The organism is Bacillus sp. JJ864 (assembly GCF_036963045.1).
GTDB classification, from domain to species: Bacteria; Bacillota; Bacilli; order Bacillales; family Bacillaceae_G; genus Bacillus_A; species Bacillus_A pseudomycoides_C.
Genome location: NZ_JBALLY010000052.1, coordinates 71,687 through 86,058 on the forward strand (window position 1 = coordinate 71,687; position 14,372 = coordinate 86,058).

Sequence of the window (14,372 nt, forward strand, 5' to 3'; positions counted from 1 at the left end):
CAACCTACTTGTAAATAGGTTGTTACTGTTACATAGAAAAGTATAGTATCTATGCCTCTATTTGTCGAAAAGAAAGCTTTACTTTTGGTCGTTATCTTCACTTGGTTCGTAGTTTAATAATTGTGCATTAATTTCTTCTAATGCTTTACCTACAAATTTATGAGATACTGGTTGCTCAACACTACAATCGTCATGCTCTTGCATTTCACGAGCGCGCTTTGCAGCTACTGTTACTAGCGTATATTTAGAATCAATTTTTTGTAACAATGAATCAATAGATGGGTTTAACATATTACATTTCCTCCGTCATTTCTTTATAATATTTTGCTACTCGCTCACGGCGACAATGTTCACCTATCACAATTGCATTAATACGTTCGCAAGCAAGTTCTACTTCATCGTTTTCTACTACGTAGTCATAAGCATCCATCATTTCGATTTCTTCTTTTGCTACTGTTAAACGATTTTGAATTACTTCTTCTGTTTCTGTACCACGGCCCACAATTCGGTTTTTTAGTTCCGATAAACTTGGAGGAGCTAAAAAGATAAATACGCCTTCTGGAAAAGCTTTCTTTACTTGAATTGCACCTTGCACTTCAATTTCTAAGAAAACGTCTTTCCCTTGTTGTAATGTTTGCTCTACATAATCAATTGGTGTTCCGTAATAGTTTCCAACAAACTCCGCCCATTCAAGCAGTTTATTATTTTGAATCATCTCTTCAAACTCTTCTCTCGGTTTAAAGAAATAATCAACACCGTCTACTTCTCCTTCACGCGGTTTACGCGTTGTTACAGAAATAGAATATTGTAAATTTGTATCTTCTTGACTGAACAATTCCTTTCGAACTGTTCCTTTTCCAACACCAGAAGGCCCTGAAAGAACAATGAGCAACCCTCTTCTACTTCTCATATATATGTTAAACCTACCCTTCGTCACTTAAATCTTCTTTATTGTTTAACCGATGTGCAATTGTTTCCGGTTGTATTGGACTTAATACAATATGCCCATCATCCATAACAATCACCGCTCGAGTTTTTCGACCATAGGTAGCATCAAGCAGCACATTTTGTTCGCGAGCTTCCTGTACTAACCTTTTAATCGGTGCTGATTCCGGACTTACAATGGAAATAATTCGATGTGCAGATACGATATTTCCATATCCAATATTTAAAAACCGCATGGCCATAATTTGCGCCTCCTAGTAAGTCTATCCGATTTCTCCCTCTCGTATAACTTCGTATACAATTGACAGCTACTCAATATTTTGTACTTGTTCACGAATTTTTTCAAGATTATTTTTCATTTCAACAACATATTTTGAAATTGTTAAGTCATTTGCTTTTGAACCAATTGTATTAATTTCACGATGCATTTCTTGTACGATGAAATCCAATTTTCTTCCAATTGGCTCTTTACTTTGCAGCGTCTCTTGAAATTGTTCTAAATGACTTTGCAAACGAACTAATTCTTCATGAATATCACAGCGGTCTGCAAATACCGCTATCTCTGTAAGTAATCGCTGTTCTTCTAATTCTTGATTATGTAATTCTTTCAAACGGTTTTCTAAGCGTTCACGATATTTTTGAATAACTGACGGCGCATATGGGACAATGGAACGCACACACGTGTAAATGCCTTGTAAACGATGCTCCAAATCTTTATGTAGTCGTTCCCCTTCACCATCACGCATCGTTTTTAACATACTAGCTGCGCGGCGAACCGCTTCATACAAACTATGTTCAAACGCTTCATTTACATTTTCAACTTCTTCAATTGCTGTCACTTCCGGCATAGCAATAAGCTGCTGTAATGTAATCGAATCCTGTAATTGAAATTTCCCCTTTGCTTCTTCCATAATGAGCTTATATTGCTCTAAAAGGGACCAATCCACGCGTAATTTTCGTTCAACGAGTCCTTCCCCTTCAACAATAATCGATACTTCAATACGTCCACGGTCTACTTGTTCTGCAATTAATTTGCGGATTTTATCCTCGAACACCATCATTTGCTTTGGAAGACGAATATTCATCTCTAAAAAACGATGGTTGACCGACTTCATTTCTACTGTAATTTGAAACGCATCACTTTCTACTTTTGCGCGTCCAAAACCTGTCATACTCGAAATCATTTTATCACATCCAAGCCATGATCTTACTCAATGAAAAAGGTAATAGAGACTCTACTCTACTACCTTCTCAAATTATAGCACACTTTTATGTCATTTACTATTTCAAGTTTACCCCTCTTTTATATACAATTGTTTTCTTCTTTTCTGACTTCCCAGTTAGTAAAGATCCTACTAATAAAAATGTTGGAATAGAAGAAAGCCCAACAATTAAGAGCCAATCTTTCGCTTGAATTGGCATCGTACTAAAAATCGGTTGCAACGGCGGATAATAGATCACTACTAGCATGAGTAAAATCGAAAGAATTACCGCTCCTACTAAGTACATATTTCCAAATGGATTACGGTGAAAGACAGAATGCTCACTGCGGCAGTCAAACACATGAATAAGCTGAGCTAACACAAGTGTTGCAAAGGCAACTGTTTGCGCATACTTTAATTCATTTGGATGTTGATTGTATGCAATGATAAATGCTAAGAGTGTCATCGCACCGATTAAAAAGCCTCGACTCACAATTTTCCATGCAAGCCCTCTTGCAAATACCCCTTCTTTTGGATGACGTGGTTTTCTTCGCATCACATCACCTTCTGCCGCATCAAGTCCGAGCGCCATTGCCGGCAAACCATCTGTTACTAAATTCACCCATAAGATTTGAATGGGTACGAGCGGCAATGGCAATGCTAATATCATTGCAAATAGCATAACTAAAATTTCGCCAACATTAGACGCTAGTAAATAACGAATAAACTTACGAATGTTTTCGTAAATATTTCTTCCTTCTTTAATTGCCGCTTTTATAGTAGCAAAATTGTCATCTAATAACACAAGAGATGATGCTTCTTTCGCAACATCCGTCCCAGTAACCCCCATCGCCACACCAATATCAGCTGCTTTTATAGCAGGCGCATCATTCACGCCGTCGCCGGTCATTGCCACAATATGATCTTTATTTTGCAGCGCCTTCACAATTTTTAATTTATGTTCTGGAGAAACACGTGCAAAGACATATGTTTCATCGACAATATCTTCTAATTCTTCAACCGACATGTTTGCAAGTTCGATTCCCTCTACAACGCGACCACCATGTGGTAAAATCCCAAGCTGCTCAGCGATCGCCATCGCTGTTACTTTATGGTCTCCTGTAATCATAATTGTTTTAATACCCGCATCTTTACATTCTTGCACCGCTTGTTTCACTTCCGGTCTTGGCGGATCAATCATTCCTTGCAATCCAATAAACATTAAATCTTGTTCTGCTTCTCGTTCACTTTGCAGATGATCTGTTGTTTTTAATGGTTTAAAAGCAATTGCAATTGTACGAAGTGCTTGACTTCCTAAATGATGAATCGTCGTTTGTACTTCATTTCGATACAATTCTGTTAACGGCTGCTGCTTATTTCCCCATAAAATAGTTTGACTCATTTGTAATAAAACATCAGGTGCTCCCTTGGTTACTACAAATTTTTTCCCTGCCTTGTCACGAACGATTACACTCATCATTTTCCTCGTTGAATCAAATGGAAATTCGTGAATGACCTCAAATTGATCCTTTATCCCTTCTCTTGAAATACCAGCCTTCATCGCTGCCACAACGAGTGCACCTTCTGTCGGGTCACCGTCTAATACATATGTTTTTTTCTTTTTCACGATATTTGCGTTGTTACATAGGCATCCAAATGTGAGAAGCTGATATAAAGAACGAGCCGCTGGTGGATTTATTTTCTTATCATCTTTCATAAATTCGCCTTTTGGTTCATAGCCTTGCCCCGTTACATTCCACGTTTCACCACTCGACCATACATGTGTGACCATCATTTTATTTTGCGTCATTGTCCCTGTTTTGTCTGAACAAATGACAGATGCGCATCCTAAAGTTTCAACCGCAGGTAGCTTTCTTACAATTGCTTTTTTCTTAATCATCCGCTGCACACCGAGTGAGAGTGCTACTGTCACAATGGCTGGCAATCCTTCAGGAATCGCTGCAACGGCAAGCGAAACACCCGCTAAAAACATATGATACATTTCATTTCCTTGATAAACACCAACTAATACAACGAGTGCCGTTAAAATTAATGCAACGATAATTAAAATTTTGCCTAGCTGCTCAAGTCTTCTCTGCAGTGGCGTTTCATTTTGCTCTGCATTTTGCAGCATATTTGCAATTTGTCCCATTGCCGTATTCATTCCTGTCCCAATAACAACTCCAATACCGGATCCCCTCGTAATCATCGTTCCCATGAATGCCATATTTGTTTGATCACCAATTGAAACATCAACACCTTGCAGAACATCAATTCTCTTTTGGACCGGCACTGATTCTCCAGTTAATGCTGACTCTTCAATATATAGACTTGAAGCTTCAATGAGACGTACATCCGCACCGATACGATCCCCGCTTGAAAATTTAATAATATCTCCAAGCACAAGACCTTTCGAAGGAATCTTCATCCACTTCCCATTTCGAAGTACAGTTACTTGCGGGGCGGCAAGCTCTTTTAATGCTTCCAGTGATTTTTCTGCTTTTCTCTCTTGAAAAAAGCCAAGAATTCCATTGATAATGACAATTGCCACAATCGCAATTGCATCCACATATTCTCCTAAAAAAGCAGAAATAATCGTTGCTCCAAACAAAACAAGTACCATAAAATCTTTAAATTGCGCCAAGAACACAACAAGTGCAGAAGGCCGCTTTGCTTCTTGCAATTCGTTTGGGCCAAGTTTTTTCAGCCGAATTTCCACCTCTTGCTCCGTCAATCCTGTTTTTACATTTGTATTCGCTCGCTCTTCTACTTCATGTGCACGCAGTTCATACCAATTCATCTCGCCACCTACCTCCTGATTGCAGACATGCTCTAATGAAAGCTTATTCAGCCTCGTCCGAAAAAATGCTATAATTAACTTTTAGTAAGAAAGGAGTGTTTGGCGTGGCATTTGATGGATTATTTACAAGAGCAATCACACATGAAATTGCAAATTCTCTTCAAAAAGGAAGAATTTCAAAAATATATCAACCGTCAAAATATGAAATTTTATTACATATTCGGGCAAACGGAAAAAATCAAAAATTACTTCTTTCCGCACACCCAACATATGCACGGATGCATCTAACAACACAAAATTATGACTCCCCTGCATTACCACCAATGTTTTGCATGCTTCTTCGCAAACATTTAGAAGGTGGATTCATTGAAAAGATTGAACAAATTGATTTAGAACGAATGATTCAAATTACCATTCGCAGCCGTAATGAAATTGGTGATGAATCATTAAAAACATTAATCATTGAAATCATGGGGCGTCATAGCAATATCATTTTAGTAGACTCTAAAACAAATATCATTTTGGATAGCTTGAAACACGTTTCTTTAGCGGTAAACCGTCACCGCACTGTATATGCCGGGGCTGAATATGTTGCACCACCAACGCAACAGAAAATCAATCCCCTGCAAATTGAAACGCAAGAAGAATTTATTCGACCGCTCGACTTTTTATCAGGAAATATGGATAAACAACTAGTAGGTGCTTATATAGGAATCTCTCCATTATTTGCAAAAGAAGTAGTTACAAAGGCTGGCATGGTAAATGAACATGCATTATCTGAAGCATTTTTCACATTACAAAAACCGCTCTTACAACATCAGTATACGCCTTCAATGATTACAGCAAATGGGAAAGAATTCTTTTATTTATTCACACTTTCACACTTAAAAGGTGAAGAGAAAACATTTTCATCTGTCAGCGAATTACTAGATCGATTCTTCTTCGGAAAAGCAGAGCGTGACCGCGTAAAGCAACAGGCTCATGATTTAGAACGTTTTATGCAAAATGAAAAAGCAAAAAATGAAAAGAAATTAATTAAATTGCACAAAACGTTAGAAGACGCGGGCAAAGCAGATAAATATCAACTGTTTGGTGAATTGCTTACAGCTAATATGTACGCAACGAAAAAAGGCGACAAAGAAATTGAAGTTATCAATTATTATGATGAAAATAGCGGCACTGTAAAGATTACTTTAGATCCACTGCGCACACCATCAGAAAATGCACAGCGGTACTTCCAAAAATATCAAAAAGCAAAAAATTCTATCGCAATCGTTGAAGAGCAAATCGAAAAAACAAACGAAGAAATCTTTTACTTTGACAGCTTACTCCAACAAATGGAAGCTGCTTCTTCTAAAGATATTGCAGAAATTCGCGAAGAACTAGCTGAAGAAGGATATATGCGGAATCGCAAGGCGAAAAATGTAAAGAAAAAACCAGCGAAACCTATATTAGACAAATATATTGCAAGTGACGGAACAGAGATTTTAGTCGGGAAAAATAACAAACAAAACGATTATTTAACGAATAAACTTGCACGCCGGGATGAAATTTGGCTTCATACGAAAGACATTCCAGGATCACACGTAGTCATCCGCTCATTAGAGCCAAGTGACGAAACATTACTTGAAGCTGCAAAGCTCGCTGCTTACTTTAGTAAAGCAAAAGAATCGAGCTCAGTTCCAGTCGATTATACGAAAATTCGTCATGTGAAAAAGCCGAGCGGAGCAAAGCTTGGGTTTGTGACGTACGATAATCAGCAAACGGTATATGTAACATCAGATGCAGACACAGTGATGAAATTAAAGGCGTGAACTCCCCCCCACTTAACGTCCTTACGGACTGTTTGAAGTGGGGGCTTCTCGGTTAGTCGTTACTTTTGGTAGCTAACGAATTAGTCTAAGACCGCCGAGCTAACTCCCTCGTTCCAAAGGTTTTTGGTATTATTTATGCTAATTCTAATAAGCGTATTGCTTCATTTTTGATGTTAATTGCCGAATTATGGTCACGACCTATTTTTAGTCCGCAAGAACACTCATAAGTACGTTCAGATAATGACATGTCTTTTATGTTTCCACAACTACTACACATCTTTGTAGAGGGAAACCACTTATCTATTTTTACAAGTTGTTTTCCTTGTTCTTGTAGCTTATACGCTAAAAAGGTCGTGAACATCCCCCAACCATTGTCACAAGCACTTTTACCAAAGTTAAGTGCTTGTGACATACTTTTCATATTTAAGTCTTCTATTGCTACAGCATCAAAATTAGTAGCTAATTCTTTAGACTTGTGATGAAGGAAATTCTTACGTTGATTTGCAACCTTTTCATGTAATTTAGCTACACGAATCCGTTGTTTTTTCCAACGCTCAGATCCTTTGGCACGTCTCGCTAATACTTGTTGTGCTTTTGCTAATCGGTCTAATATTTGACGATAAAAGCGAGGATAATTGGCTTTCTCATCTTCGCTACTAACATACAATTCAGCCATTGCAAAGTCCAATCCAACAACGGTTTTCATTTCTTTTTGAATGATTTCTTTTTCATACTCAGTCAAGATAGACACATAATATTTACCAGTTGGTGTCATAGAAATAGTGCATGACTTGATGATATGGTTTTGTGGTATCTCTCTATGTTGCTTGATACGAACCATTTTAAGTTTCGGTAATTTGATATGACCATGAAGAAGCATAATATTTCCGTTTACCATATTTGTTGTATACGATTTTCTACCTTTTTTACTTTTGAATGCAGGAAAATCATTTTGACCGCTAAAGAAATTCTTGTAGGCAGTTTGCAAGTTTAATTGAGCATTTGCCAAAGCTAATGAATCAACTTCCTTCAACCATTCAAACTCTGCTTTGTATTTCGCTGGGGTAGGGAACTTCTGCTTCTTTAGTTCTCCCTTGTTCCCTTTGTATTCTTCATACATTTCTTTTCGTTCTGCTAACATCTTGTTATATACAAATCTCACACAACCGAAAGTTTTACGTATAAGATGCGCTTGTTCTTCTGTTGGATACAAACGGAATTTATATGCTTTATTATGCTTTGTCATATCATTTCACCTCACTTTTCACCTTGTTTTTCAATATACTGTTTCACTACTTCTATTGACGAACCACCTGTGGTAATCAAACAAAAACTTCTAGACCAAAACATCTCTTTCCAAAGGTTCTTTTTCACTTGTGAGAATTCCTTTTTTATTAATCGAGAACTCGCACTCTTATATGCATTAATGAACTTTGTCATTTCTGTATTAGGATGTGCCTTGAACAAGATATGTACATGGTCAACATCGTGATTCTATTCTACTAACGTTATATTGCAGTTTTCTGAAGGTCTTACAAACATATCTTTTGCATAGTCAGATATGGTATCATCAAATACTTTCCTTCTGTATTTCACGACTAATACAAGATGATAATACAATAAGAATACTGAATGGTTATTACTATTTAATTTCATTATTATACCAATCTTTATTGTTTATAAGACTGATAATAAAAAAACAAAAAATAAAAAGCAAAGAACTTTTTGGCTATGCCAAACCGAAATTCATCTCCCACCTACCGTTGGGCTATCGCCCTTCACACGCTTGAGGAAGGAGAATTCTTTCAGAAATGTCGTTAAAAACACGAAAAGAAGTTGTCCCCAAAAGTAGTAATTTGAGGCGACTTCTTTTTGATAAAAACCTCTTTCTTTTTAGACGGGCAAGAGCATCTAGTCATGCATAGAAGCGGTCAGGTCCTTTTCCTGCCACATGCAAAGGTTAAAACAAAGGGAGAAAGCAAGGTACAGGTCATGTTGTATTCTGCATAGCAGCGACCTACATGTTGAAAAATCTTAATGAAACTCTAAAGATTTTCTATATTCCCTTACAAAAAAGATAGTTATTCCATTCATTTTTTACACAATCATTTTTCTGTCAAATAAAATAGACACAACATCATCTTGTGTGTCTATTTTATTTAACAGAGATATAACAAAACTTTTTTCTTAGTAGAGATTAACTCCCTATTCATGCTAGATAAATAATTTGTCTCTTGATACAAATTGTTGGCATTATTCTTGCTTTATATTAAGGAGATGAAAGGGAGGAATTAAAATGAATGCAAGAATTAAAAAAATTCAAGAACAGCTACATCAAAATGGAATAGACGGATTACTTATTACAAAAAAAGAAAACCGCAGGTATGCAACTGGATTTACAGGTACGGCTGGAGTTGTCTTAATCTCTCCGACAAACGCCGTATTTATTACAGACTTCCGTTATACTGATCAAGCGAAGGAACAAGTACACGAAGCAGAAATTATTATGCATAAAGGAAACATAGAACAAGAAATTGCAGCTCAAGTAGACAGATTACAAATTAAAAAACTCGGTATAGAAGAAAATAATATGACGCTAAAACAATACACAGCGTTAAAAAAATATACAAATATCGAACTTGTTCATGTAAATGAACTAATCGAGACGATTCGTACTGTAAAGGAAGACTTCGAAATCGAAATGATTAAAATTGCAGCTCGCATCGTAGATGATGCTTTTGAGCATATTACAGCTTTTCTAAAACCTGGCGTATCCGAACGTGATGTAAGAGATGAATTAGAATTTTTCATGCGCAAACAAGGAGCTTCCTCATCATCATTTGACATTATCGTAGCTTCCGGTACTCGCTCTTCTCTCCCGCACGGGGTAGCTACAAGTAAAACCATTGAAGACGGGGACATTGTTACGTTAGATTTTGGCGCTCTTTATAACGGATATTGCTCTGATTTAACGCGCACTGTCGCAATTGGCAGTTGTTCTGAAGAATTCATAAAGATATACAACGTTGTACTCGAAGCTTTAAAACGCGGCACTGAAGCAATCCGTCCGGGTGAATCAGCAAAAACAATCGATGATATTACAAGAAATTACATTACTGAACATGGCTACGGTGAATACTTCGGTCATTCAACAGGTCATGGACTTGGATTAGAAATTCACGAACCTCTTCGATTATCAAAAGACAGTAAAGACACACTGCAAGAAGGAATGGTTGTAACAGTAGAACCAGGCATTTATATCCCAAACTTTGGCGGATGCAGAATTGAAGATGATATTGTTGTGACGAAAACTGGGCATGAAGTGATTACAAATGCGAATAGAGAACTTATCGTTTTGGGATAAATCGCTTTTTCCATTTATATTTATATAAATGGAAAAAGCGACATAAAAACCTTTTCTTTTTAGGTGGGCGTGAGCATCTGGCCATGCATAGCAGCGGTCAGGGTCTTTTCCTGCCACGTGCTATGGTAATAGCGTATCATCTTTTCCCTTGACGTTTGAGAATCAGTTGCTTAATTGTTCCTTCGAGTGGCCTGTGGAGTAGGATCTCTATTTCTCCCAGCTTTGTATTGTATAATTTACCGTTATCAGAAAAAGACATGGCATAGCGATGCTTTCCGTTTCGTTTGAACCCAAATTGCGGAAATGTCATACTCGTGTAGTCTTTATACTTTTTCTGTTTTGGATACTTTGCATCTTTACGAAAGAAATGATCAAACTGATTTGAGGAAATTCCTTTGGCTTACATCACCCAAATAGTTAGATTAAGCCTAATGAGAGTTGTATTCAAACTTCTTCATGCCACTTACTCCTTCTGCTATAATCCCTTCATGAATATAATTTTACAGTTGTGAAGGGATTGATTTTTCTGAAAAATACGTAATCTTCATCTTATTCATGGTAATATAAACCATATACAATGCCAGAAAGGAGTAATACTCATGCCTCACATCATTTCCCTTAATATCGGAACACCGCAAAAATTACAGTTTCAAGGAAAAGAAATTGAAACTGGTCTGTTTAAAGAAAAAGTTAACAGACCGTTATATTTATCGACACTTAACTTCGAAGGCGACGGTCAAGCTGATTTAAAACACCACGGCGGGAAAGATAAAGCTGTTTGTGTATATGCCTTTAAACATTATCCATATTGGGAACAAGAGCTGGCGCAGCAACTTCCATACGGCGCATTCGGAGAAAACTTAACAGTAACCGGATTACTGGAATCTGATGTATGTATTGGTGATATATATAAAATAGGTGAAGCGCTCGTTCAAGTAACGCAGCCGAGACAACCTTGCTATAAGTTATCTTATCGCTACGATCGAAAAGATTTCCCGCTTCTTGTTCAAAATACAGGATTTACTGGTTTTTACGTACGAGTATTAGAGGAAGGAACTGTTTCCCCTTCTGATGAAATTAAGTTAATAGAACAAAATGAGCATCACATAACAATTACCTCCGCAAATAAAATGATGCACCACGATAAACATAATATAAAAGGAATACAACGCATATTAGCAGTTGATTCTTTATCAGAAAGCTGGCGAAATACATTTACGAAGCGATTAGAAGGAAAAGAGACGAATATAGAAAAGCGTTTAACGGGAAAAGAATAAATTGATAGAAAAGAGGACAGCGCATGAATGAATTTATATTCGCATTACTTGTTTGTCCATTGCTTGTCTTTATTTTCTCTGTTATTGGTACACGAATTACAAAAACGTATTACGTGATGCCTATTATTACGTTTGCGATTTTTCTTATTTTAGCAGTAACCTTGTTTAATCGTTCATTTTTCTTTTGGATCGGGATGTATAGTATTTTTTCATTTCTTGTTTCTTATATAACGCTATTATTTGTAAAAGGTGAAAAGGAAGTAGATAAAAAGCAATGACTATATGAATCCATTTTAATTTTTCTACATATAGATTGCGGCTATGTAGAAAAAAGGAGTCTACACTCACTTTCTCCTTTTGTTTGAACTTCGCATGTGACAGAAAAAGGCCCTGACCGCTTCTATACACGGCTAGATGCACTCGCCCACTGAAAAAGAATGGTTTTATGTCGCTTTTTTATTTGGATTTATATATAACTTTTATTCCATTTTCTTTAAGGAGTATTATTCATGATTTTCTTTGATATTGATGGTACTTTACTTGATTATGAACTTGCTGAAAAAAATGGTATTCTTGACTTCTTTCGTAAGCATAATTCTATTTTTTCCGGCAACGAACTCGAAGCTAGCAAACTATGGAATCAACTCTCAGAACGATACTTCAATCAATTTTTATCTAATGAATTATCGTTTAAACATCTTACATTATTTTAACCCAGTCATCGCCTCTAGTAGGGTAGGGGTCGCAAAACCAAATATAGCTATCTTTCAAGCAGCTAGTATGACAGCAAAATGCCCAATTCAAGATTGCTATTATATAGGAGACAGGTTAGACACAGATGCTCTTAGCAGTAAAAATGCTGGTATGCATGGAATATGGTTAGATCGATGTAATAAAAAACACAAATGTAGTGTTCCTACTATACAATCGTTGTATGAGTTAATTCATATACTTACATAAATAACACTAGTAGAGTTAATACAATTGTTGAATACTTAAACTATCTATTATAAAACAATAAAAGAAAGGAATAAGCAGATGTCCTTATTAATACAATTTCTAGTCACTCTCATTTTTGTTTGTTGCATCTTCTTTTTAGCATTTGCGTGGGATAAAACCGAGCAACTTCTTAACACAACTATTTTTAAAAATTTTAGTGAAAAGTGGAGAAAGGTTATCTTAACAGTCATGACCATCTTATTCGAGTTACTTGTAATCTGGCGCTTCTCAATTTCTTTCAAAGTATCTACTTTAGAAAGTTTAGTTATGGGAAGTATTTTATTGTTATGTTGCATATGGCTCATTCCCTATTTCATTACGATTCAAAGAAATAATGCTAAAATTGCAGATAAATATCATAGCGGTGGTGTAGATTTAGGATTAGTAGCAGTATTCCGACTTTCTTTCAATCCACCTGTATTAGGAACGATTATTTTATCAACTGTAAGTATAGCTATCGGCATATTTTATTACCTACCTTATTTTTTATAATAAGATAGATAATAATCTTTACACCTCTCCTTTATATTATCTGAATTTTGAGATTGATGATTTTACAGTCCGCAAATAGAAGATAAAAAAACACGACCGAGTTTCCCCCCGCGGTCGTGTTTTCTTTATCATTACGCTGTAATCCAAGCCTCATCAGCTGGATTTTTGCGCCATTCTTGTAGTTTCTTCGTTTCAGCTTCGCCGATCATACCTTTTTCTGCTGCTACTTCTGTAAGTGCTGTGTAGTCGCTTAAAGAGTATGATGCAACGTTTGCTGCTGCTAATTTTTCTTTTCCTGCTTCTAGTTCGTATGTGAAGATTGATACGATTCCTAATACTTCACAACCAGCTTCGCGAAGTGCTTCTACACAAGTGATTGCACTGCCGCCAGTTGAGATTAAATCTTCTACTACGACAACTTTTTGGCCTGTTTCTGCTTTACCTTCGATCTGGTTTCCTTTACCATGACCTTTTGCCTTGCTGCGTACATAGCACATTGGTAAGTTCATACGATCGCTTACCCAAGCAGCGTGCGCAATACCTGCTGTTGCTGTTCCTGCGATAACTTCTACAGCCCCGAAGTGCTCTTTGATTAACTTCTCTAATCCTGAAGCAATCGCCTGACGTACTTTTGGATAAGATAATGTTAAACGGTTATCACAATAAATTGGTGATTTCATACCAGAAGACCACGTAAATGGATCATTTGGTTGTAAAAATACTGCTCCAATTTCTAATAGATGAGCTGCGATTTCTTTTTTCATATTGTTACACCTTCCCACTGTTGTTTTACTGTTTTATAAGCTTCAAGCGGATTTTCTGCCTTTGTAATACTACGTCCTACTACGATGTAGCTTGAACCAAGTTCGCGAGCACGTTTTGGCGTTGCAACGCGCACTTGATCATTCACATCATCACTTGCAAGACGAATCCCCGGTGTTACTGTTACAATTGCCGATCCGCATACTTCGCGTAATTTTGGTACTTCTAGTGTTGAACATACAACACCATCAAGTCCACTTTCTTTCGTTAATTTTGCATAATGAGCAACCGCTTCTTCTAACGTTTTCTCAATGCCGATCTCTTTTTTCATTACTTCTTCCGATGTACTTGTTAGTTGTGTAACTGCAATACAAATCGGTCTCTCTTTTCCTTCTTGTTTACCTTCCTCTAATCCCTCAAGCGCAGCTTTCATCATACTGCTTCCCCCAGCAGCATGAATATTTACCATATCAACGTCTAGACTAGCTAGGCTGCGCATTGCGCTTTTTACTGTATTCGGAATATCATGAAGTTTTAAATCTAGAAAAATTTTATGTCCTTTTTCTTTTAAGTACGTAATGATAGCAGGTCCCTCTTTATAAAACAGTTCCATACCAACTTTGACAAATAATTGTTCCCCTTCAAAGTGACTTAAAAACTGGTCTACCTCTGCTTTACCTGGGAAATCCAGTGCAACAATTAAAGATTGTGACATGT

Annotated in this window: 15 protein-coding genes and 1 pseudogene; 7 read left to right on the forward strand and 9 right to left on the reverse strand. The window is 36.8% G+C overall.

Annotated elements, in window-relative coordinates:
* Positions 1-78 precede the first annotated feature (78 nt).
* From rpoZ to V7024_RS09755, 5 genes are all read right to left on the reverse strand, one after another.
* The gene (gene rpoZ, locus V7024_RS09735; RefSeq protein ID WP_335518903.1) at positions 79-291 is read right to left on the reverse strand and encodes a DNA-directed RNA polymerase subunit omega; all 213 of its coding nucleotides are present in this window, start codon (positions 289-291) and stop codon (positions 79-81) included.
* A gap of 1 nt (position 292) precedes the next feature.
* Entirely contained in the window at positions 293-910 is a 618-nt protein-coding gene (gene gmk / locus V7024_RS09740) for a guanylate kinase (protein WP_335518906.1), read from the reverse strand.
* 13 nt (positions 911-923) lie between these two features.
* Positions 924-1,187: an extracellular matrix/biofilm regulator RemA gene (gene remA, locus V7024_RS09745; RefSeq protein WP_020059206.1), complete on the reverse strand. Its 264-nt coding sequence runs from the start codon at positions 1,185-1,187 to the stop codon at positions 924-926.
* Between the two features lie 66 nt (positions 1,188-1,253).
* Complete coding sequence (locus V7024_RS09750; RefSeq protein ID WP_335518909.1) at positions 1,254-2,129, reverse strand: YicC/YloC family endoribonuclease; 876 nt, start codon at positions 2,127-2,129, stop codon at positions 1,254-1,256.
* 97 nt (positions 2,130-2,226) lie between these two features.
* Complete coding sequence (locus tag V7024_RS09755) at positions 2,227-4,947, reverse strand: calcium-translocating P-type ATPase, SERCA-type (RefSeq protein ID WP_335518911.1); 2,721 nt, start codon at positions 4,945-4,947, stop codon at positions 2,227-2,229.
* Between the two features lie 104 nt (positions 4,948-5,051).
* Between V7024_RS09755 and V7024_RS09760 the strand changes: the two genes are divergently transcribed.
* The gene (locus V7024_RS09760) at positions 5,052-6,761 is read left to right on the forward strand and encodes an Rqc2 family fibronectin-binding protein (RefSeq protein WP_335518915.1); all 1,710 of its coding nucleotides are present in this window, start codon (positions 5,052-5,054) and stop codon (positions 6,759-6,761) included.
* A 133-nt stretch (positions 6,762-6,894) separates the two neighbouring features.
* On the opposite strand, the gene V7024_RS09765 is transcribed toward V7024_RS09760, so the two are convergent.
* Both V7024_RS09765 and tnpA read right to left on the reverse strand, forming a co-directional pair.
* Positions 6,895-8,007, reverse strand: a complete 1,113-nt coding sequence (locus V7024_RS09765) for an RNA-guided endonuclease TnpB family protein (protein WP_335518917.1) — start codon at positions 8,005-8,007, stop codon at positions 6,895-6,897.
* An 11-nt stretch (positions 8,008-8,018) separates the two neighbouring features.
* Positions 8,019-8,417: pseudogene (gene tnpA, locus V7024_RS09770) on the reverse strand (IS200/IS605 family transposase).
* Positions 8,418-9,057: 640 nt separating this feature from the next.
* Between tnpA and V7024_RS09775 the strand changes: the two are divergent.
* From V7024_RS09775 to V7024_RS09795, 6 genes are all read left to right on the forward strand, one after another.
* Positions 9,058-10,125: a M24 family metallopeptidase gene (locus tag V7024_RS09775; RefSeq protein ID WP_335518920.1), complete on the forward strand. Its 1,068-nt coding sequence runs from the start codon at positions 9,058-9,060 to the stop codon at positions 10,123-10,125.
* Between the two features lie 599 nt (positions 10,126-10,724).
* Positions 10,725-11,402: an MOSC domain-containing protein gene (locus tag V7024_RS09780; protein ID WP_335518923.1), complete on the forward strand. Its 678-nt coding sequence runs from the start codon at positions 10,725-10,727 to the stop codon at positions 11,400-11,402.
* A gap of 23 nt (positions 11,403-11,425) precedes the next feature.
* Complete coding sequence (locus tag V7024_RS09785; protein WP_335518926.1) at positions 11,426-11,680, forward strand: YbeF family protein; 255 nt, start codon at positions 11,426-11,428, stop codon at positions 11,678-11,680.
* A 231-nt stretch (positions 11,681-11,911) separates the two neighbouring features.
* Positions 11,912-12,115 carry a hypothetical protein gene (locus tag V7024_RS24405; RefSeq protein WP_438824457.1) on the forward strand — a complete coding sequence of 68 codons (204 nt, stop codon included), beginning with the start codon at positions 11,912-11,914 and terminating at the stop codon, positions 12,113-12,115.
* Positions 12,081-12,362: an HAD family hydrolase gene (locus tag V7024_RS24410; protein ID WP_438824458.1), complete on the forward strand. Its 282-nt coding sequence runs from the start codon at positions 12,081-12,083 to the stop codon at positions 12,360-12,362. Before V7024_RS24405 ends, V7024_RS24410 begins: the two co-directional genes overlap by 35 nt.
* Positions 12,363-12,440: 78 nt before the next feature.
* Positions 12,441-12,893: a hypothetical protein gene (locus V7024_RS09795; protein ID WP_335518929.1), complete on the forward strand. Its 453-nt coding sequence runs from the start codon at positions 12,441-12,443 to the stop codon at positions 12,891-12,893.
* 131 nt (positions 12,894-13,024) lie between these two features.
* Here the strand turns inward: V7024_RS09795 and pyrE are convergent, their stop codons facing one another.
* Both pyrE and pyrF read right to left on the reverse strand, forming a co-directional pair.
* Entirely contained in the window at positions 13,025-13,657 is a 633-nt protein-coding gene (gene pyrE / locus V7024_RS09800) for an orotate phosphoribosyltransferase (RefSeq protein WP_335518930.1), read from the reverse strand.
* Positions 13,654-14,370, reverse strand: coding sequence for an orotidine-5'-phosphate decarboxylase (gene pyrF / locus V7024_RS09805; RefSeq protein ID WP_335518933.1), 717 nt, complete (start codon positions 14,368-14,370; stop codon positions 13,654-13,656). Before pyrF ends, pyrE begins: the two co-directional genes overlap by 4 nt.
* Positions 14,371-14,372: the final 2 nt, after the last annotated feature.